17 protein-coding genes are annotated in these 21,264 nt (G+C 62.2%); 4 read left to right on the plus strand and 13 right to left on the minus strand.

Annotation, left to right across the window (positions count from 1 at the left end; translation table 11 throughout):
* Window positions 1-103: 103 nt before the first annotated feature.
* The 11 genes from NCHU2750_RS15050 to NCHU2750_RS15100 form a co-directional block, all read right to left on the minus strand.
* The gene (locus tag NCHU2750_RS15050) at window positions 104-1,639 is read right to left on the minus strand and encodes an ABC transporter substrate-binding protein (RefSeq protein WP_119941246.1); all 1,536 of its coding nucleotides are present in this window, start codon (window positions 1,637-1,639) and stop codon (window positions 104-106) included.
* 179 nt (window positions 1,640-1,818) lie between these two features.
* Complete coding sequence (locus NCHU2750_RS15055) at window positions 1,819-2,568, minus strand: ABC transporter ATP-binding protein (RefSeq protein WP_119941247.1); 750 nt, start codon at window positions 2,566-2,568, stop codon at window positions 1,819-1,821.
* A complete protein-coding gene (locus tag NCHU2750_RS15060; protein WP_119941248.1) occupies window positions 2,565-3,401 on the minus strand; it encodes an ABC transporter ATP-binding protein in 837 nt (278 codons plus the stop codon). The genes NCHU2750_RS15055 and NCHU2750_RS15060 overlap by 4 nt, the downstream gene beginning before the upstream one ends.
* A gap of 11 nt (window positions 3,402-3,412) precedes the next feature.
* On the minus strand, window positions 3,413-4,357 hold the full coding sequence (nikC, locus tag NCHU2750_RS15065; protein ID WP_119941249.1) for a nickel transporter permease: 945 nt from the start codon (window positions 4,355-4,357) through the stop codon (window positions 3,413-3,415).
* A complete protein-coding gene (locus NCHU2750_RS15070; protein WP_502703852.1) occupies window positions 4,354-5,358 on the minus strand; it encodes an ABC transporter permease in 1,005 nt (334 codons plus the stop codon). Before NCHU2750_RS15070 ends, nikC begins: the two co-directional genes overlap by 4 nt.
* 369 nt (window positions 5,359-5,727) lie before the next feature.
* Window positions 5,728-7,386, minus strand: a complete 1,659-nt coding sequence (locus NCHU2750_RS15075; RefSeq protein ID WP_119941251.1) for an ABC transporter substrate-binding protein — start codon at window positions 7,384-7,386, stop codon at window positions 5,728-5,730.
* A gap of 47 nt (window positions 7,387-7,433) precedes the next feature.
* The gene (locus NCHU2750_RS15080) at window positions 7,434-8,483 is read right to left on the minus strand and encodes a dipeptidase (protein ID WP_119941252.1); all 1,050 of its coding nucleotides are present in this window, start codon (window positions 8,481-8,483) and stop codon (window positions 7,434-7,436) included.
* Between the two features lie 262 nt (window positions 8,484-8,745).
* Complete coding sequence (locus tag NCHU2750_RS15085) at window positions 8,746-9,435, minus strand: phosphoribosyltransferase (RefSeq protein ID WP_119941253.1); 690 nt, start codon at window positions 9,433-9,435, stop codon at window positions 8,746-8,748.
* A gap of 12 nt (window positions 9,436-9,447) precedes the next feature.
* On the minus strand, window positions 9,448-11,235 hold the full coding sequence (locus NCHU2750_RS15090; protein WP_119941254.1) for an adenine deaminase: 1,788 nt from the start codon (window positions 11,233-11,235) through the stop codon (window positions 9,448-9,450).
* Entirely contained in the window at window positions 11,232-12,155 is a 924-nt protein-coding gene (locus NCHU2750_RS15095) for a nucleoside hydrolase (protein WP_119941255.1), read from the minus strand. The genes NCHU2750_RS15090 and NCHU2750_RS15095 overlap by 4 nt, the downstream gene beginning before the upstream one ends.
* Window positions 12,156-12,479: 324 nt before the next feature.
* Entirely contained in the window at window positions 12,480-13,412 is a 933-nt protein-coding gene (locus tag NCHU2750_RS15100) for a LysR family transcriptional regulator (RefSeq protein ID WP_119941256.1), read from the minus strand.
* Between the two features lie 79 nt (window positions 13,413-13,491).
* On the opposite strand from NCHU2750_RS15100, the gene NCHU2750_RS15105 reads away from it, so the two are divergent.
* A complete protein-coding gene (locus NCHU2750_RS15105; protein ID WP_162939643.1) occupies window positions 13,492-14,706 on the plus strand; it encodes an acyl-CoA dehydrogenase in 1,215 nt (404 codons plus the stop codon).
* Between the two features lie 110 nt (window positions 14,707-14,816).
* Here the strand turns inward: NCHU2750_RS15105 and NCHU2750_RS15110 are convergent, their stop codons facing one another.
* Window positions 14,817-15,383: a flavodoxin family protein gene (locus NCHU2750_RS15110; RefSeq protein ID WP_119941257.1), complete on the minus strand. Its 567-nt coding sequence runs from the start codon at window positions 15,381-15,383 to the stop codon at window positions 14,817-14,819.
* Window positions 15,384-15,577: 194 nt separating this feature from the next.
* Between NCHU2750_RS15110 and NCHU2750_RS15115 the strand changes: the two genes are divergently transcribed.
* The 3 genes from NCHU2750_RS15115 (at window position 15,578) to NCHU2750_RS15125 (ending at window position 18,644) form a co-directional block, all read left to right on the plus strand.
* The gene (locus NCHU2750_RS15115; RefSeq protein WP_119941258.1) at window positions 15,578-16,159 is read left to right on the plus strand and encodes a TetR/AcrR family transcriptional regulator; all 582 of its coding nucleotides are present in this window, start codon (window positions 15,578-15,580) and stop codon (window positions 16,157-16,159) included.
* A 245-nt stretch (window positions 16,160-16,404) separates the two neighbouring features.
* Entirely contained in the window at window positions 16,405-17,001 is a 597-nt protein-coding gene (locus tag NCHU2750_RS15120) for a cupin domain-containing protein (RefSeq protein ID WP_119941259.1), read from the plus strand.
* 206 nt (window positions 17,002-17,207) lie between these two features.
* The gene (locus NCHU2750_RS15125; protein WP_119941260.1) at window positions 17,208-18,644 is read left to right on the plus strand and encodes an NAD-dependent succinate-semialdehyde dehydrogenase; all 1,437 of its coding nucleotides are present in this window, start codon (window positions 17,208-17,210) and stop codon (window positions 18,642-18,644) included.
* A 273-nt stretch (window positions 18,645-18,917) separates the two neighbouring features.
* Here NCHU2750_RS15125 and NCHU2750_RS15130 read toward each other — a convergent pair whose 3' ends face one another.
* The gene (locus NCHU2750_RS15130) at window positions 18,918-21,017 is read right to left on the minus strand and encodes a DEAD/DEAH box helicase (RefSeq protein ID WP_119941261.1); all 2,100 of its coding nucleotides are present in this window, start codon (window positions 21,015-21,017) and stop codon (window positions 18,918-18,920) included.
* Between the last annotated feature and the right edge of the window lie 247 nt (window positions 21,018-21,264).

Below are 21,264 nucleotides of genomic sequence, written 5' to 3' on the forward strand. Positions count from 1 at the left end.
CGGCAGGCCAGAGGGGGACTTTCTCCACATGACTGCAGTGAGATCCTTTGAAAAACAGGACCTCGGAATGCACACAGATGAAAAATAACCGCGGGTCACGCCCTCACTCTTCCCAATGCACCTTGGTCAGCACGTTGGACGGGATCGGCTCGTTTTCCCACAGGCCCTTGAGCTTCTTGTCCCAGATGCCGAGCTTCGGCATGACGAACAGGAAGAGCGCCGGCACGTCATTGGCAAGAATCGTCTGCGCCTCGCCATAGAGCTTCGCCTGTTCGGCCGGGTCGCTGCTCGCCTCGACCTTGGCCATCACCTCGTTGAAAGCCGGGTTCTTGTAATTGAAGTAATAGGGATCGCGGGCATAGATATCGATGTCCATCGCTTCCGCATGGGCAACGATGGTCATGTCGTAATTGCCGCCCTTGAACACGTCCGACACCCATTTGGCCGGAAACTCGGTCGTCTCGATATTCATCGTCACGCCGATCTCGGCAAACATCGCCTGCAGGATCTGCGATGTCCGTTGCGCATAGGCCATCTGCGGCGCCTTGATGGTGAAGGAGAAGCCGTTCGGATAGCCCGCTTCGCCAAGAAGCGCCTTGGCCTTCTCGACGTCATGCGGAAACACGCCGGTCAGGTCCTTGTAGCCGGGATCGTTCGGCGTGTAATGGCTGCCGATCGGCGTGCCGAGCCCCGACCATGCACCTTCGACCACCATCGCCCGGTCGACCGCCATCATCAGCGCTTGCCGCACCCGCTTGTCGGAAAACGGCTTGCGGCTGTTGTTCATGCCGGCCACGACCTTGAGCTCGGTATTGCCGATCACGGTCGCAAGCTTGTCGCTGCCCTTGAAACTGTCGACCAGTTCCGGCGCACCGAATTCGGGAAACGCATCGACATCGCCGGCCGTCAGCGCAGCGGCCTGCGCCTGCGCGTCGTTGATGAAGCGGAATTCCGCCTTGTCGAGCTTCACGTCCGCGCTCTTGTTCCAGTAATCCGGGTTTTTCGCCAGATCCACCTTGGCGCCCTTGGCCCAGCTGACGAACTTGAACGGACCGGTGCCGATCGGCGTCGTCTTGTTGTCGTCGGCCGATTTCGGCTCGACCATGACGGACGACGGCCAGCCGAGCCAGTAGAGCAGGCTGCCGGTCGGCTGCTTCAGCTTCAACACCAGTGTCGAGGCATCCGGCGTCTCGACGCTTTCGATCGAGGAATAGTAGCGCTTCTGCGGATTGACGCTGTCGGCGCCCCGCGCCCTGTCGATCGCGAATTTCGCCACCGCACTGTCGAAGGCCACGCCGTTATGGAAGGTCACGCCCTTCCTCAGCTTGAACGTATAGGTCTTGCCGTCGGGCGAGATATCCCAGCTTTCGGCCAGCTGCGGCTGCACCTTTCCCGTTTCGTCGACGGTCGTCAGCCCTTCGAATATGTTCTGCCAGGTTACCTGGCCGATCGCGACGGGAGCGGCAATCGTCGGGTCGAGACCGGTCGGCTCGATCGCCATGCCGATCGTCACCGATGTCTTCGCCGCCGCATAGGCCTGCGGCGCGACGAATGCCACGCCGGCGGCAAGCGCCAGTCCCAGCACGCTGCGCCTCAACACGCCATGACCACCGGCCGCCCGGAATATGGACCTCGACATAGATTGTTCTCCCCTGCCCTCTGCGGCTGCGCTCCAGCCTGTTATGTCGGCATCTACAGTATCGGCCCGACAATCGGATTCGATTTTCGGAAAGCGCGATGCGTAGATCTAAAGTCAATTCGCAGCTGCACACAATGCTCTTTTGGACCAATCCCAAGCCGGGTTTGGAGAGCACGCGTTCAGGTCCGGCGAAAACCTTCGCTGGCGACGAGCAGCTGCCGTGTATAATCCTGCGAGAAATCGCGGTTCTCGAGTGCTGCCGCCTTCACCGTCTCGACAACCTTGCCCGATTTCATCACCACCAGCCGCTCGCACATGTGGTGGATGACGCCGAGATCGTGGCTCACCATCACGAAGGTCAGGCCGCGATCCTTGCGCGCCTGTTCGAGCAGGTTGAGAATTTCCGCCTGGATCGAGGCATCGAGCGCCGATGTCGGCTCGTCGAGCAAAAGCACCTTCGGTTCGAGGATCAGCGCCCGCGCGATCGCCACGCGCTGCCGCTGGCCGCCGGACAACTGGTGCGAATAGCGAAAGCGGAAACCGGAACCGAGCCCCACCTCGTCCAGCGCCCGCATGATCCGCTGGTCGACATTGTCGAACCCGTGGATAGCGAGCGGTTCCAGAAGCAGCCGGTCCACCGTCTGGCGAGGATGCAGCGACCCATAGGGATCCTGGAACACCATCTGCACCGTGCGATAGAATTCCTTCGACCGGCCGCGTCCCGAATAGGGCTGGCCATTGATCGAAAGCGTCCCGGCGCTGAACGCATTCAGTCCCGCCACCGCCCTCAGCAAGGTCGACTTGCCCGAGCCGCTCTCGCCGACAATGCCGAAACTTTCGCCCGATGCGACATCGAGTGACACATGGTCGAGCGCCGTGAATTCATCGAAGGTCACGACCATATCGCGCACGGAAAGAACGGCGGTCATAGAGCCCACTCCTTCTTGCGGTCGAGAACCGGTAGCGGATGCCGGTCTGAGCCGATCACCGGCAGGCAGTTCAACAGCCCCTGCGTATAGGGGTGCTGCGCCTTGGAGAGGTCCGCCGATGGCAGTTCCTCCACCACGCGGCCCGCATACATGACCAGAACCCGGTCGCAGAAGGACGAGACGAGGCGCAGGTCATGCGACACGAAGATCAGCCCCATGCCGCGCTCGGCCACCAGTTTGTCGAGAATGCCGAGCACTTCGAGCTGCACCGTCACGTCGAGCGCCGAGGTCGGCTCGTCGGCGATCAAGAGCTCCGGCCCGCAGATCAGCATCATCGCAATCATCACGCGCTGGCCCATGCCGCCGGAGACCTCGTGCGGATAGAGCGAAAACACCCGTTCCGGATCGCGGATCTGCACTGCCTCCAGCATCGCGAGCGTGCGCGCCTTCGCCTCCGCAGCGGAGACTTTCTCATGGGTTCTCAGCGTCTCGATGATCTGCCGCCCGATCGTCGTCACCGGATTGAGCGAATATTTCGGGTCCTGCAACACCATGCCGATCCGTTTGCCGCGGATCTCCCGCCTCTCCTTGTCGGAAATCGTCAGGAGATCGCGCCCGGCAAAATTCAGGGTCTTCGCCGTGATCCTCGCATGTTTCGGCGTCAGCCCCATGATCGCCCGGCCGGTCTGCGACTTGCCCGAGCCGCTCTCGCCGACAATACCGAGCCGCTCCCGCCCCAGCGTGAAGGAGACGCCGCGCACCGCCTCCACCTCGCCGGTACGGGTCGGAAAGGTGACGCGCAGGTCCTCGACCGTCAGAAGCGTGTCGCTCATGGAAACACCACTCAATGGCCGCTCTCCTTCGGATCCAGCGCATCGCGCAAACCGTCGCCAAGCAGGTTGAAGCCAAGCGAGACGATCAGGATCGCCACACCGGGCATGGCCGCCACCCACCACTGGTCGAGGATGAAGCGGCGCCCGGAGGCAATCATCGCCCCCCATTCGGGCAGCGGCGGCTGGGCACCCAAGCCCAGGAAGCCGAGACCGGCAGCCGTCAGGATGATCCCCGCCATGTCGAGCGTCACCCGCACGATCAGCGACGAGACGCAGAGCGGCATGACATGCCTGAGGATGATGCGCAGCGGCGACGCCCCCATCAGCTTCACCGCCGAGATGAATTCGGAATTGCGGAAGGTCATCGTTTCCGCCCGCGCGATACGCGCATAGGGCGGCCAGGATGTGACCGCGATGGCAAGCACCGCATTCTCGATGCCCGGCCCAAGTGCGGCGACCAGCGCCAGCGCCAGAACGAGCTTCGGAAACGCCAGAAAAATGTCGGTGATCCGCATCAGGATCGCATCCACCCATCCGCCGGCATAGCCGGATACCGTGCCGATGATAAGCCCGATCGGTGCCGCGATGATCGCCACCAGCACGACGACGAAGAGCGTCAGCCGTGACCCATGGATCAGCCTGGACAGAATATCGCGCCCCTGATCGTCGGTGCCGAGCAGATAGCCGGGACTGCCGGGCGGCAGGAGGCGTGCCTTCATCAGGTCGCCCTGCACCGGATCATGCGGAGAAATCACGTCGGCGAAGATCGCGATCAGCACCAGGGCCAGGATGATGCCGAGCCCCGCCAGCGCCAGCCGGTTGGCGGAAAACCGCCGCCAGATCACATAGGCCCGGCCGAGCCGCGCCTGATGCCGCGAGGTCGGCTGTTCGCAGAGCAGCCATTCGCGGCTATAGGGTTTCAGGTTCGTGCCAAGGTCCGTGGAGGGCATGGTCATCGGCTTCTCGTCCTCGGATCAAGCGTCCGGTAGAGAAGATCGGACAGGATGTTGATGGCGATGAACACGGCGCCGATGACGATCGTGCCGCCAAGCACGGCATTCATGTCGGCATTCTGCAGCGAACTGGTGATATAAAACCCGAGCCCCGGCCAGGAGAAGATCGTCTCCGTCAGCACCGAGCCTTCGAGCAGCCCGGCATAGGAAAGCGCGATCACCGTCACCAGCGGCACGGCGGCGTTTCTGAGAGCATGGAACCAGATGATCCGCGACTCCGACAGTCCCTTGGCCCGCGCCGTCACCACATATTCCTGGCTCATCTCGTTGAGCATGAAGGAGCGCGTCATACGGCTAATATAGGCGAGCGAGAAATAGCCGAGCAGCGCGCCGGGCAGGATGATGTGGCGGAACAGATCCCAGAGCACGTCCCACTGCCCCTGCCAGATCGCATCGATCAGGTAGAACCCGGTGATCGGCGTGAACGTATATTCGTAGACGATATCGATACGCCCCGGATAGGCGACCCAGTTGAGCTTGGCGTAGAAAAGGACGAGCGCCAGCAACCCCAGCCAGAAGATCGGCACCGAATAGCCGATCAACCCGATCACCCGGACGATCTGGTCGGCGATCGAACCGCGCTTGACCGCCGCCAAGACCCCGAGCGGCACGCCGAACAGCGCCCCGATGATCGTGCCGACGGTCGCAAGCTCCATCGTCGCCGGAAACACCCGCGCAATATCGGTCATGACAGGATTGGTGGTCAGCACCGACGTGCCGAAATCGCCCGCTAGCGCATGTTTCACATAATAGTAGAACTGCTGATAGAGCGGCAGGTTGAGCCCGAGTTCCTCGCGCACCCGCTCCACCACATGCGCCGGCGCCCGGTCGCCGACAATGGCGAGCGCCGGATCGATCGGCACCACGCGGCCGATGAAGAAGGTGACGGCCAGAAGGCCGAGAAAGGTGGTGACGACCGTGACCACGAAACGGACCACCGCCATCCCGAAGGAGGAAGCCCGCCGCCGGTTCCGCCGCGTCGCTGCCGTTGTATCGGTAAGGGTCAAGGAGCTCTCCTTTGAACCACGCGAAGGATCTGCGGCGTTAAAGTGCACCCCGCTCCGCCCGAGACGGACGAACCGCATCTGGAAGAAGCCCCCTCCCAACCCTCCCCACAAGGGGGAGGGCTTAACCCGGCCGCACCCACCAAAACGAAAGTGAGGCTGGCGGTTTCCGCGGGTCCTCTCCCCCCTTGTGGGGGGCTCGACCCCGGTAAGCCGGCAGGCCAGAGGGGGACTTTCTTTCTGCAGTCGCTCGCCCGGCAACGGGGAGGCGGACGGATGCGGCACCGCCAGCAGCCTTCTAAGCCCCGCCTACTGCTTCGAAACCGGATAGACGAAGTTCGTATCGAAGCTCGGGCCAAGCTTGAAATCCTTCAGCTTCGACGAATAGCCGGCAACCTCGGTCTTCTGGTAGATGATCACGAACGGGCTGTCCTTGAGGAACTTCTTCTGGATGTCCTGATAGACGGCCGCACGCTTGTCGGCGTCCTTCTCTTCCAGCGCGCCGAGCGTCTCCTGGCTCAGGTCCTTCGGCACGTCCCAGGCATTACGCCAGGCGAGCGTCTTGTTCTTGCCCTCGTCCGAATTGTCGTAGTTGACGGTGAAGGTCTCGGCATTGGAATGCGGATCGAAATAGTCCGAACCCCATTCGCCGATATAGATGTCATGGGTGCGGGCGCGGTATTTGGTCAGCGTCTGCTTGCCGTCGCCGGGCAGGATCTGCAGCTTGATGCCGGCCTGCGCCAGCGTCTGCTGGATGTTTTCGGCAATGCCGGTCACCGGCTGCGTGTTGCGCACGTCCATGGTCACGGTGAAGCCGTCCTTCAGCCCGGCCTTGGCCAGCAGTTCCTTCGCCTTGGCGACATCGAGCTTGTAGGGGTTCTCGTCCAGCGCACCGAGCTGGCCCTTCGGCAGGAAGGTCTGGTGGATCTCGCCGATACCCTTGATCAGGGTGGCGCCGATCGCGTCGTAGTCGACCAGATACTTGAACGCCTCGACCACTTCCGGCTTGGCCAGGTTGGGGTTCTTCTGGTTGAGGCTGATATAGTAGATCGTGCCCTTGGGCGCCGAAGTGACCGAAAGGCCATCCTTCTTCGACACGGCATCCACATCGCCCGGCTCGAGATTGCGGGCAACGTCGATATCGCCGTTCTCCAGCGCCAGCCGCTGGCCGGAGCTTTCCTTCATATAGCGATAGATGACCCGCTTCAGCTTCGGCTTTTCGCCGTAATAATTCGGATTGGCCTCCAGGATGACCGCCTCATTGGCGCGCCATGCCATGATCTTGTAGGGGCCGGAACCGGCATAGCCGGTCTTCATCCATTCATTGCCGAAATCGGTGTCGTATTTGTAGTCGCTCGAAGGCGTCACCGCCTTGGCATGCTGCATCACCACCTTCTTCTCGACCACGGATGCGACCGTCGCGGTCAGCACGTTGAGGACGAAGCTCGGTGCATAGGGCTTGTCGACGGTGAAGGTGAACGTGTCGGGCGCGGTCGCCTTGGCCTTTTCCGTCACGTTGTCGCCATTGATGCCGAACTGGGTGATCAGGAAGGCCGGCGACTTGTCCATTTTGACGACGCGTTCGAAGGTGAAGGCCACGTCGTCTGCGGTCAGCGGGTCGCCGGAGGCGAACTTGAGGTCCGGCTTCAGCTTGAACGTATAGGTCATGCCGTCATCGGAAATAGTCCAGCCGGAGGCGAGATCGCCAATCACCTTGGACGTATCTGCCGGGTCGAGCATGACGAGCTTGCTGTAGCTGTTGGCCGTCACTTCCGCGGTCGAAAGCTCGAAAGCCTCGCCCGGATCGACCGAGATAATGTCGTCGATGGCAAAGCCTTCGACCAGCGTATCGGCTGGCGTCGCGGCAAAGGCTGCCGTCGGAAGAGCAAGCGGCGCAGCAACCAGAAGCAGCGAAAGCGCTGCCCCTGCCGAAAGCGCGCGCATGGAAGCCGAAAGTGAATGAATCATGCCCTTATCCCCTCTTATTCAGGCACTTAAATGCCTGTTATAGATGATTATTCATGCCAGGCCTTACCCAGAACCCTCAACCAGTTCTCACGGCAGAGTTTGGACAATTCATCGTCAGCGTAGCCCGCCGATTTTAGCGCTGCAACCAGATTTTGATTGCCCGACGCATCGCGGATTTCGAGCGGCACGGTGCAGCCGTCGAAGTCGGAACCGAGGCCCACATGGTCGATGCCCATCCGCTTCACCATGTAGTCCACATGCCGTACCATGTCGGAAAGCGGCGTCGCTGCCTTATCCAGCCCGTCATCGCGCAGCATCGTCACGGCATAGTTCAGGCCGACGAGCCCGCCGCTTTCCTTCACCGCATCCATCTGCTTGTCGGTGAGATTGCGCGCGACCGGCGTCAGCGCATGGGCATTCGAATGGCTGGCGATCAGCGGCTGGTCGGAAACCCTGGCCACGTCCCAGAACCCCTTTTCGGTGATATGCGACAGGTCGATCAGGATGCCGAGCCGGTTGCAGGCGCGCACCAGTTCGAAACCGAGCGCCGTCAGCCCCGGCCCGGTATCCGGCGACATCGGGAAGGCAAACGGCACGCCATGGCCGAAAATGTTGTTGCGGCTCCATACCGGCCCAAGCGAACGCAAGCCGGCGGCATGAAACACGTCGAGATTGTCGAGATCGCGATCGATCGCCTCGCAGCCTTCCATATGCAGCACGGCCGCAAACACGTTATCTGCAATCGCCTGACGGATATCCGCAGTCGAGCGGCAAAGCTTCCAGGCGCCCGCACGATCGAGCCTGACGGCGATCGCGGCCTTTTCCAGCGCGATGTCGAGCGACGGCGCATAGTCGAGCGGCGCGGCAAGCGGGGTGGTGTAATGCCCGCTGGCGTCGGGATCGCTGAGCACAAGATCGCCGGAAGGGATGTAGATGGCGCAGAGACCGCCCGCCAGCCCGCCGGCACGCGCCCGCGGCGCATCGATATGGCCTTCCGGTGTCCCCTTGGAAAATTCAATGACGGGATCCGCCCCCGCCTTCATGTTCCGCCAGAGCCGCAACAGAACGTCGTTATGGCCGTCGAACACCAGTTCCATCAAAGTCTTCCTGAAATATGATTGCCTGAGGGTGGGTGACGGCGATCCTAGTCAGCCAGCGCGGATGCGCAAGGGTGAAGTGGGTTGAGGTTGGGGCTGCTATAGCCAGAAAGACCCCTCCCAACCCTCCCCACAAGAGGGAGGGCTCAACCTGGCCTAACCGCCGAACCTCGACTGAGGCTGAAGATCGCGGCGAAGTCTCTCCCCCCTTGTGGGGGAGATGGCCGGCAGGCCAGAGAGGGACTTTTCATCGAACGCAGCCTCAGCTCGTCCAAAGCCCCTCGCCGGCTTTGGTCAGCATCGGCGTGCGGAAACAGGCAACGACCCGCCCCTTCCACTGGGGCCCGAAACCACCGAGCTTCGCCTCCCAGCGGTCCGATTGCAGCATGGCGGCGCCGATCACCACCGGCTCTATGCCGAGCGATGTCATCAACGACAGTCCCGCGACGATCGAAGTGCCGGAGGAAATCACGTCATCGACCAACGCCACCCGCTTGCCCTTAATCAGTGGCAGCATGCGGGGGTCGACATAGAGACGCTTCTGCTGGTCAGGCGTGGTGATCGACGAAAGCGGCACCGAAAGCGCATCCTCGTACCAGAATTTCTTCGAGGTCCCGAGCGGCACATAGCGGGGAAATCCGAGCATGCGGGCCACGGCTGCGGCAAGCGTTAGCCCGAGCGTCGGCAGGCCGATGATCACTTCCGGCCGAAACGCCGCGATCTTCGGCGCGAGATCGGCCGCCAACGCGTCCTGCACCTCGAAACTCGCCTGGTTGATGATCAGCGAGGCCAACGCATGCTTCCCATCGGCAAGCGGCCGGATCGGCAGAGCGATCTCTTCGCCATTGTCGAGACGGGCCGGAAAACGACTGGAAAACGGACCGGCTTCGTCGAACTCTCCGGGCGCATGCACCCGCTGCCAGAACTCATGCGGCGCGATCGCCTGATCCATTTGCCTTCATCCCTATTGAAACACCTCGATGATCGGGCTTTCCAATAGCGTGCCGGATGTAACATCGGCAATGCCCCGGTCGGTCTGGTGCGGGCCGGCATTGCAGGCAAGCGTCGCACCGAAACAGGCCTTGAAGATCAGATAGGGCGGCTGCCATTCGACGATATCGTCCATCGCCGCCCGCATTGCACGGAAACCCTCCGCCACCTCGCGGGCCGATGCTTCGGAAACCAGGCCGGCAAGTGGCAGCGGCAGTAGGCTCGTCACCTTGCCGTCCTGGACCGCCGCCATGCCGCCGCCGGCAGCGATCACCGCATTGGCGGCTGCAGCCATATCGGCAGGGTTCGAACCGAAAACCGTCAGATTGTGGCTGTCATGGGCAAGCGTGGTGGCAAACGCCCCCTTCCACTCACCCCAGCCGGTCAGGAAACCCAGACGGGTGCGGCTGTCGGCCCGGCCATGGCGGTGGGTGACGGCAATCATCACCGTTCCCTCCGGGGGTACCATGTATCCGTCCTCGACAGCCGCGTCCGCCTCTCCCCAGCGCGTGAAGCGCGGCCGGTCGATGGTCGCGATCCGCACCCGGGAGCCCTGCGAAGCGAGCCTGAAATCCTCCTCGCCAAGCGGCTGAAGCTTGACGGTACCGCGCAGCGGATTGGTATCCATCCGCACGACATCGATGGCCATTTTGCCATCGCGCGAGACGATCTGGCCGCTGGCCACCACCGCTCTGGTGCGGAACCCGGCAAGATCGGCAAACAGCACGATATCGGCACGCCGGCCGGCAGCGATCAGGCCGAGATCGGCCCGACCGATCCTTGCAGCCCCGTTGATGGTCGCCGCCTGCAGCGCCCATTCCGGCTTCAGCCCGTAACCGACCAGCCGCCGCACGACGTCATCGAGACCGCCGCCATGGACAAGATCATCGGGAAACACGTCATCGGTACACAAGGTCACCGTCTGCGGCATGCGGCCGAGCCGGTTCAGCACCTCGACGAATTCCGGCAGGAGGTGATCATGCGAGCCGCGCATTTCGATCGTCAGCCCGGCCCTCAGCTTCTGCAGCAGGTCATCGCCGGAGGTGAGTTCGTGATCCGACGTGATCCCTGCCGCCATGAAGGCGCAGAGATCCCCACCTGCAAGCCCGCGCGCATGGCCGTTGACCAGCTTTTCGGATTCGAGCGCCGTCTGTACGATGGCGCTCATCCGCTCTTCGCGGTCGATAACGCCGCGCATGTTCATCACTTCCGCAAGGCCGGCGATCTTCGGCCACATCAGCATTTCGTCGATCGCCTCGACATCGAAATCCGCCCCGGAAACCTCGTAGCCGGGCGCCGACGGCACCGAGGACGGCGCCATGATCACGGCTCTCAGCGGCAGGCCGCGCGCCGCTTCCACCGACCAGCAGACGCCGTCTATGCCGCAGACATTGCCGAATTCATGCGGGTCCCAGACCGTCGTCGTGACGCCGCGTGGAACGACCTCTTCCGCATAGGCGGCCGGCGTCACCATCGAGCTTTCGATATGCATATGCGTATCGATCAGACCGGGAGAAACGAAGGTGCCGGTGGCATCGATCACCTCTGCAGCGTCCGAACGCGCGCCGCGCTCGTGCACGCTGGCGATCAGCGGTCCGACAATGCCGATATCGGCCGGCCTCAATTCGCCGGTGGCGACATCGACCAGCGTGCCGCCGGCAATCAGGATGTCGAAAGGTGCATCTCCTCGTGCCGCCGTGACCGCCCGATCACGCAGGGAGGGTTCGGTGAACTCCGCTACCGTTGAGAGAATATGCTTCACCAGCTTGCCTCCGCCCTCAAGGCCTCGAGGATGATCGTCTTGGCTTTGTCCGCATCGATATCGGCGGCAAAACTTGCATTGAATTCGCCTCGCCCAACACGCGTCTCGACAACCGTCCGGCCACGGGTCAGGGTGCCGGCAAGCTCGATATCGATCCGTGCCGCCTGCCAGGTCGCGAGGTCGGGCCGGACGAAGCAGACCGCCGCGACTGCATCGTAGAGCGACATCGCCTTACGCCCATTTCGCGTGGCAATCGCCACGAAACCGGCCAGCAGGTCGGCGAGCAGCACGGCATTGCGCCCACCCGCTTCTCGCACCGGCAGGACATCCTCCGGCGTGCATAAAACCTTGCGGCAGAGATCGAGATCGACCATCCGCAACGGAATGCCATGCGAAAGCACGATCGCCGCAGCTTCAGGGTCGGCATAGGCGTTGAATTCGGCCGATGCTGTATGATTGCCGGCAGTCAGCCCGCCGCCCATCCAAACGAGATCGGTGATTTTTGCAGCCAGATCCGGCCGTGCCAGCGCCACGGCGGCAATATTGGTCAGCGGTCCAAGCGCCAGGATACGGCGTTCACCATCGCTGCCTTGCAACCACGAACAGAGCGCCTCGAACCCATCTTCGGCAAATGTGTCGGGCGCGGCGGGAAGTGCCTGACCGATGGTCGGCATACCCGCTTCGCTCAGCACGGAGACAGCCGTCTCCAGCTTGCCGACAACCGGCTTTGCCCGCCCGGCATGGATCGGAAATGGCCACACGAAGGCGCTTGCCGCACCGGCAGCATTGCGACGGACCTGCGCGATAGGCGCATTGCCGAAGACCAGCGAAATGCCGTCTATGGCCATGCCCTCATGCGCCGCAACCATGATGGCGGCGAGGTCGTCAAATCCCATGTCGGTATCGATCCAGACACCCATTTTACGCGAGCCCCATGGATGCAACCATCGAATTCATTGAAGTTGCACCATATACGTAAAATTGAGCATGACGGATCACTGACATCATCATCGATCGGCGGACATTCATTGTCTTGCAGCGCTTCCAGGCATCACGAACCGAAGACCGGCAGGGGTTTTCGAATGTCCGTAGGCATTTTTTAAGGGTTACAGCGCCAGCATGACCTCAAGATCACCCGCAAGTGCTATAGTTGACTAATCATTTAATCAATCATAAGCACAAACCGGCTTGCATGTCGAGCCCAATACAACTTTTCATATAGACAAAATTAGCATCGCCTGTGGTCACCAGGCCACGATTTCCTGGTTGTAACGGGCCACCTCTTCGATAAGCCATGCCCGAAAGGCAACCGCCGGGGGAAAGCCGCTCCGCCCCTTGGGCGCAACCGCATAATAGGCACTCGGGCTGACCACCTGATGCGGCGATGCTTCCACCAGCTGGCCGCCGGCAAGCTCCGTATCGATGAGGAAAAGCGGCATCAGCCCGACCCCGAGACCGGCGATACAGGCCTGCGTCACGCTGCCGAACTGCTCGAAGCGCATGCCCTCGCCGATATGACCCGCAACCCCGAGGCTCTCGAACCAGTGCCGCCATGCGCCAGGCCGCGAAGCCATGTGCAGAAGCGGCAGCCGGAGAAGATCGTCCGGCCGCCCGACCGGATGGACAGCCAGAAAAGCCGGCGAGCAGACCGGCGCCACCATCTCCTCCATCAGGAAAGTGGATTCGGCCCCCGGCCAGTCCGGCCCGTCCTCCCCTTTCGGCCCCACGTGAATGGCCATGTCGATCCCGTCGCGGTCGAAATCGAACATGCCGATGCGGGTGGCGAAATTGAGCGTCACCTCCGGGTGTCGGGCGACGAAGCCGGGAATGCGCGGCATCAGCCAGCGCGTGCCGAAGGTCGGCAGAATGGCGAGGTTCAGCTGGTCACTATGCCGTTTGGTCATGGCATGCAGCGAAGCCGAACGGATCTGCGATAGCGCTGCGGCAATCGCCACGGCAAAATCCACGCCCGCGGGCGTCAACACCACGCCGCGGCTCGTACGATCGAACAAGCTCACGCCCAATTGCTCTTCAAGCCCGGAAACCTGCCGGCTTATCGCCCCTTGCGTCAGCGACAACTCATCCGCCGCCAAGGAAAAACTGCCGAGCCTTGCGACGGAATCGAAGGCTGCAAGTGCGGATGTCGATGGCAGGAGTTTGCGCGAGAGATTTGTCATGGCTTATTACTATCCGTCATGGCCGGTTGAGTAAACCAGCCTTGCTCCTGTCGTATCGGCAGCGTAATCCGACTGACGAATGCCAATAATTCCGCAATCTGCGACCCTGGAGGATCCCTTGGCCTTTATCTGGAACGACCCTTTTCTCATCGACGACCAGCTGACCGAAGAAGAGCGGATGATCCGCGACGCGGCGGCAAGCTTTGCCAAGGCGGAACTTCTGCCACGCGTCGAGGAAGCCTATCTGGAAGAGAAGACCGATACCGGCCTGTTCAGGCTGATGGGTCAGGCCGGCCTGCTCGGTGTCACGCTGCCGGAAGAATATGGAGCAGCCTCAGCCTCCTACGTCGCCTACGGCCTCGTCGCCCGGGAAATTGAGCGCATCGATAGTGGCTATCGCTCGATGATGAGCGTCCAGTCATCGCTCGTCATCTACCCGATCTTTGCCTATGGCTCCGACGAGCAGAAAAAGAAGTATCTGCCCGGCCTCGTCTCGGGCGAACTGATCGGTTGCTTCGGCCTGACCGAGCCGGATGCCGGCTCCGACCCCGGCGGCATGAAGACCCGCGCCGAAAAGATCGACGGCGGCTATCGCCTGCGCGGCTCCAAGATGTGGATCTCCAACGCCCCGATCGCCGATGTCTTCGTCGTCTGGGCAAAGTCCGAAGCCCATAACAACGAGATCCGCGGCTTCGTGCTGGAAAGGGGCATGAAGGGCCTCTCTGCCCCGAAGATCGGCGGCAAGCTGTCGCTGCGCGCCTCGATCACCGGCGAGATCGTCATGGATGGCGTCGAGGTGGGCGAGGATGCGCTTCTGCCCAGCGTGTCGGGCCTCAAGGGTCCGTTCGGCTGTCTCAATCGCGCCCGCTACGGCATTTCCTGGGGGGTCATGGGTGCCGCCGAAGACTGCTGGCACCGCGCCCGCCAGTATGGCCTCGACCGCAAGCAGTTCGGCAAGCCGCTCGCCGGCATGCAGCTCTACCAGAAGAAGCTCGCCGACATGATGACCGAGATCGCGCTTGGCCTGCAGGGTAGCTTACGCGTCGGCCAGCTGATGGACCAGCACCGGATGGCGCCGGAAATGATCTCGATCGTCAAGCGCAACAATTGCGGCAAGGCGCTCGATATCGCCCGCCAGGCCCGCGACATGCATGGCGGCAACGGCATCCAGGTCGGCTACCACGTCATGCGCCACGCCCAGAACCTCGAGACGGTCAACACCTACGAGGGCACCCATGATGTGCATGCCCTGATCCTGGGTCGTGCCCAGACCGGCATCCAGGCGTTTTTCTGAGTGTAACCTGCTATCTGACCCGTCCGGCATGATCTGACATGCCGGACGGGCAAAGGTGGAGCCGCTGACATCGCGCTGCGGGCACCGATATCCGCCGCCGGGATCCCGGATCAGGCAGGCTGTGGCTGCACCAGCCTTTGCGCAATCCCCGCCACGCGGGCTCCGTAGAGAAGCGCGGTTTCGAGATCGCCGCGGGACATGTCTCCGGGCGCCGCATCCGCATCTGACTGCGCCATCGGCGCGATATAGGAGCCCATCCGGTTCACGTCGTCTCGCTTGGCTGCCTTGGTATTAGCCGGCATGATGCCGAGGCTCACCCACAGACCACCGTGCTGCCCCGCCAGAAGAACGAAATATTCGAGCGTGTTGAGCTTGTCGCCGTTCAGGCTGGCGCTGTTGGTAAACCCGCCGAACACCTTGTCCTGCCACTTGAGGGTGAACCAGGCCTTCGACGAACTGTCAGCGAACTTCTTAAACTGCCAGCTCGGGCCGCCCATATAGGTCGGCGAGCCGAAGATGATGGCATCCGCCGCGTCGAGTGCCGACCACCCCTCATCGGAAAGATTGCCTTCCGGATCGATGGCATAGAGCCTGGCCCCCGCGCCCTCGGCGACGGCTTCCGCCATCCGCTGTGTATGGCCGTAGCCGGAATGATAGACGACAACTGTATTTGCCATGGAAAATTGGCCTCCTTCGGCCGTTGCTGTTTCCTGAGAGAGATCGCGACAGAGGATATTAACGCGCTGCCGCCCATGTCAGCGCCGACATCCGTTCTATTTTCTACTATCGATAATTAATCTAGCATCGCTAGTTTGTCAATCACCGTCTTATCTGCTAGTTCCGGCGATCGACACAATGGGGTTCGGCACCGGTGGGGATCAGCGAGCGTAAGGCGAGAGAACGCGATGAACGCGAGCGGCGGATCGTCGTCACGGCAAGAGCGATTGCTGAACGCGAGGGCTGGGCTGCCGTCACGATCCGGCGCCTTGCCGACGAGATCGAATACAGCCAGCCGGTGCTCTATTCGCACTTCCAGAATAGAGACGAGATTGTCGGTGCGGTCGCGCTCGAAGGGTTCGGCGAACTGGCCGAATTGCTTGGCGATGCACGCCGCCCCGCCTCCACGCCGGCCGAACAGGCGCAAGACGTGGCATGCACCTATCTGGATTTCGCCTTTGAACGACCGGCACTCTACGACGCCATGTTCGTGCTTCCGACGGGACTGCGCTTCGCCAGATCCGACACGCCGGCACAACTGCGCGCGACGTTCGGCGCCATGCTGGCCGTGATCGCGCCGTTTGCCGATGAAGCCACCGCCGAGACCGAAACCGAGACATTCTGGGCAGCCCTGCATGGATTGGCCCAGCTGGAGCGTCACGGCCGCATAAGGCCGGCCTTCCGCGCCATCCGTCTGGCACTCCTCGTAGAGATGATATCGGGCGGCGGCCACTAGAGGCATTACAGCAAAGGCGAGAACCGGTTTCGCATCCGGAGCGGATTGCCACATTGCGCGTGCAGGCCACGACCAGGCGGCTCCTGTCGCGTGACCGGGCCTCATCTGTTGCGCTGGAATGCCCTCACAGCCGGCGCCGTTATTCGTCATTGGCCAAAGCCGCGCCATAGGTGTATCAGTGCGGTGCAATTCTTGATGGGCCACCGGCCGTTTTTTCGCCGGAGACAGGGAAGACCACGAAAAGCATGCACGCCACGGGTAGTGCGGCAGATATCGCCGCTCCAAGCAATGCCGAAGGCGAGTTCGACGTCGGCGACCGGCTGCGCCTCGTGCGTCAGAGCCATGGGCTTTCGCAGCGCGGGCTAGCGGTCAAGGCCGGCGTCACCCATTCGCTGGTCTCGCTGATCGAGAAGAACAAGGTCTCACCCTCGGTCGCGTCGCTGAAGAAGATCCTCGAGGCGATCAACTATCCGCTCACCGATTTCTTCGCGCTGACCCTGCCGCCCGTCGACCAGATATTCTTCCGCGCCGACGAGCTCACGCCCCTGTCGAAAGGCCCTCTGACGCTGCTGCAGGTGGGCGACGCGAAATCCCACAGCGTCCAGATCTTTCACGAGTTCTACGACCCCGGCGCCGATACCGGCGAGACCATGCTGGCCCATGAAGCGGAAGAAGGCGGCGTCATCGTCGCCGGCGAACTGGAAGTCACCGTCGGCAGCCAGACCCGCATATTGAAACGCGGCGACGCCTATCTGTTCAACAGCCGCCTGCCGCATCGTTATCGCAATGTCGGCACCGAACGCTGCGAAGTTGTCAGCGCCGTGACGCCACCCTATCTCTGACTGGCCTATCTGCGATTGCCTTGCCTCTTACTGAGAGAGGCCATAATTTTTTATCCGATTAGTATGACTATTTTTGACAATGCTGCCGTTGATTGTCCGGCACCTTTGTCTTAACTCAGCTACCGGAACCAACCAGCCATCTGCCAGCGGCCCCCTGTTTCCTCGGAGCCGCGCGACCCGACGTTCTGTAACGAAAGTGGACCCCCATGCAGACCTATCCCGACGTAAAGCTCTTCATCAACGGCGAATGGCGCGATGCCATTGCTGGCGAGACGATCCCCGTTGTCGATCCGGCAACCGATGAAGTCATCGGCAAGATCGCCCATGCCCGTCCGGCCGATCTCGATCTCGCGCTGGAAGCCGTCGAGAAGGGCTTCAAGATCTGGCGTGATACGCCAGCCTTCGAGCGCTCCAAGCTGATGCGCAAGGCCGCCGACATCCTCCGTTCGCGCGCCGATGCCATCGCCTTCATGATGACCCGCGAACAGGGCAAGCCGCTTGCCCAGTCGAAGATGGAAATCATGGGCGCAGCCGACACGATCGACTGGTTCGCCGAAGAAGCCCGCCGCACCTATGGCCAGATCATACCGGCCCGTTTCGGCGGCGTGCAGCAGATGGCGATCAAGTTCCCGGTCGGCCCGGTTGCCGCCTTCACGCCGTGGAACTTCCCGATCAACCAGATCGTCCGCAAGCTTTCGGCCGCCGTTGCAACCGGCTGCTCGATCATCGTCAAGGCACCGGAAGAAACGCCGGCTTCACCTGCCGAACTCATCCGCGCCTTCGCCGATGCCGGCATTCCGGCTGGCGTCGTCAACCTCGTCTACGGCATCCCGGCCGAAGTCTCCGAATACCTCATCCCGCATCCGGTCATCCGTAAGATCTCGTTCACCGGCTCCACCCCGGTCGGCAAGCATCTCGCAGCACTCGCCGGCAAGCACATGAAGCGCGCCACGATGGAACTCGGCGGCCATGCGCCGGTGATGATCTTCGACGACGCCGATCTCGACAAGGCGATCGAAGTCACCGCCATGTCCAAGTACCGCAATGCCGGCCAGGTCTGCGTCGCGCCGACCCGCTTCCTCGTGCAGGATGGCATTGCCGACAAGTTCCTCGAAGGTTTCGTCAAGGCTGCTGAAGCCATCAAGGTCGGCAACGGCCTGGAAGACGGCATCGGCATGGGCCCACTCGCCAACGAGCGCCGCATCCCGGCCATGGAAGCCATGATCCATGACGCGGTCTCCGTCGGCGGCACACTCAAGACCGGCGGCAAGCGCATCGGCAACAAGGGCAACTTCTTCGAGCCGACCGTGCTCTCCGAAGTCCCGACCTCGGCCAAGATCATGAACGACGAGCCCTTCGGCCCGATCGCGATCGTCAACCGCTTCTCGAAATTCGAGGACGCGATCGAGGAAGCCAACCGCCTGCCCTTCGGCCTTGCCTCCTACGCCTTCACCGGCTCGGTCAAGACCGCCCACGCCCTCGGCCGCTCGGTCGAGGCCGGCATGCTGACCATCAACCACAACGGCCTGGCGCTGCCGGAAGTCCCCTTCGGCGGCATCAAGGATTCGGGCTACGGCACCGAAGGCGGCTCGGAAGCCGTCGAAGCCTATCTCGAAACCCGCTTCGTCAGCCAGATGAACTGATCGATCGGACAAACGGTCCAAATGCAAACGGCCGGGGTGAAAGCCCCGGCCGTTTTTCGTTGCATATTCATGTTGGGGAAGCCGCAGTTCGCCGCGCCCCCCCTGGCCTGCCGGCCATCTCCCCCACAAGGGGGGAGAAAGCTCGCGGCAACCAACTGCATCATTGACCCACAGCGGCGCGACTCGGTTAAGCCCTCCCCCTTGTGGGGAGGGTTTTGGAGGGGACTTTTTCCTGCCCTATACTTTTGAAGAGCTCACGGCAAAAGCTACGAGTTACTTCCGCTTCTCAAACCCGCCCTTACCGGCAGGCTTCTTCTTGAAAGGCTTGTCGCCATCGGCCTTGGCGAAGGGCTTATCGCCGAACGCCTTCTTCTTGAATGGCTTATCACCGTAGGGCTTGTCACCAAATGGCTTGTCGCCGCCCTTCTTGGCAAAACCGCCCTTCGGCTTTTCGCCCCAGACGTCGTCGTCCATGCGGCGTTCGGCGCTTATCTTTTCACCCTTCGGCTTCCAGTCCTTGCGCGGGCCATCGCCGTAAGGCTTGTCGCCATAGGGCTTCTTGTCCCCATAGGCCTTATCTCCACGCGGACCATCCTTGGCAAACGGCTTGTCCTTGCGGAAACCGTCCTTCTTCGGCCCATCGTTGAAAGGCTTGTCCTTCCAGGGTTTGTCCATGCGCGGACCTTCGCGCTTGGTAAACCCTTCATCGTCCGTGCCACGGGAGAACTTGGAAAAATCCGGCGCGGCATCGAGGCGTGTCACGCGGATACCGCGGTCCATCATCCTGTCCTTGCCGAGCTTGGCCATGAACTTGTCGGCATGGGCTTCCGCGATCTCGACGAAGGTCTCGTCGGCCTGCATCTTGATCGCGCCGATCTCGTTCTTGCTCAGGTCGCCGTTCTTGCAGATTGCCGGGATCAGCCAGCGCGGTTCGGCGCGCTGTTTGCGACCCACGGAAAGAGAGAACCACACGGCCGGGCCGAAATCGCCGCGCGGCGTCAGTGGCCGCGAGGCCGGGTCACCGGGCTTGCCCTCGCGCGGCTTGCGCGCCTCGAGCGATACAACATTGATCTCTTCCGGCGCGGAATTCTTGCCGCGATAGAGCGCCACAAAGGCCGAAGCGAGCGTGCCGGCATCGAAACGCTCGGTCAGCTTGGCGATCAGCGCCTGTTCGTCCTCGTCCGTCGTCACCTCGGTGAAGATCGGATCGGCAAACAGCCGCTCCTCGTCGCGCAGCGTCACCTCGTCTGCCGAAGGCGGGTTGGCCCAGGTCGGCTCGATCTTGGCGCCGAACAGCAGACGCTCGGCCTTGCGGCGCTGGGTGACCGGCACGATCAGCGCGCTCACACCCTTGCGACCAGCACGGCCGGTACGGCCCGAACGGTGCAGCAGCGTTTCCGAATTGGTCGGCAGATCGGCATGGATGACGAGTTCCAGACCCGGCAGGTCGATACCGCGGGCGGCAACATCGGTCGCGATGCAGACGCGGGCGCGGCCGTCGCGCATCGCCTGCAGCGCATGCGTACGCTCGTTCTGCGTCAGCTCGCCCGACAGCGCCACGACGGAGAAATTGCGGTTGGAAAGCCGCGCATGCAGATGGTTGACGGCAGCGCGCGTCGAGCAGAATACGATCGCATTCGGCGCCTCGTAATAGCGCAGCACGTTGACGATGGCGTTTTCGCGGTCGGACGGCGTCACCAGCAGCGCGCGATAATCGATATCGACATGCTGCTTGGCTTCCGCCTGGGTGGTGATGCGAACGGCATCGCGCTGGTAGCTCTTGGCAAGCTTGGCGATGGCCGCCGGAACGGTGGCGGAGAACATCAGCGTGCGCCGGTCTTCAGGTGCCGATTCCAGAATAAATTCGAGATCCTCGCGGAAACCGAGATCGAGCATCTCGTCGGCCTCGTCGAGCACGGCCACGCGAACCTCGGACATGTCGAGCGCATTGCGGCGGATATGGTCGCAGATACGCCCCGGCGTGCCGACGACGATATGCGCACCGCGCTCCAGCGCCCGGCGTTCGTTGCGGATATCCATGCCGCCGACGCAGGAGGTGATCACTGCACCGGCTTCGGCATAGAGCCAGTCGAGCTCGCGCTTCACCTGCATGGCAAGCTCGCGGGTCGGCGCAATCACGAGCGCCAGAGGTGCTGCCGCGCGGCCGAAACTGTCGGCGCCGTCAAGCAGCGTCGGTGCCATGGCAATGCCGAAGGCAACGGTCTTGCCCGAACCCGTCTGGGCGGAAACCAACGCATCGGCAGTCGTGAGCGCCGGGTCCAGCATGGCCTGCTGCACGGGGGTCAGCGTCTCGTAACCACGCTTCTGCAAAGCCTTCGCGATCGCCGGAACGGCGCCGTTGATATCGGTCATCAAATCTGTCTTTCGGAATGTACCGCGCCTGAAAGCGCCTTGGCTGCAACGATCGCAGCCGAACGTTTGCGCCGTCCCTATAGACTAAGCTGCAAAAAGTCAAAGCATGGGTGGTTTGCGTTGAGCAAAGGAGCCTTGACGAACCAAGTCCCCCTCTGGCCTGCCGGCCATCTCCCCCACAAGGGGGGAGAAGACCCGTGATAACCGCCTTAACCCAATGGCGCCTCGGCGACGCAGCCCTGTTAAG

The sequence above is a fragment of the Neorhizobium sp. NCHU2750 genome, from assembly GCF_003597675.1.
Taxonomy (GTDB): domain Bacteria; phylum Pseudomonadota; class Alphaproteobacteria; order Rhizobiales; family Rhizobiaceae; genus Neorhizobium.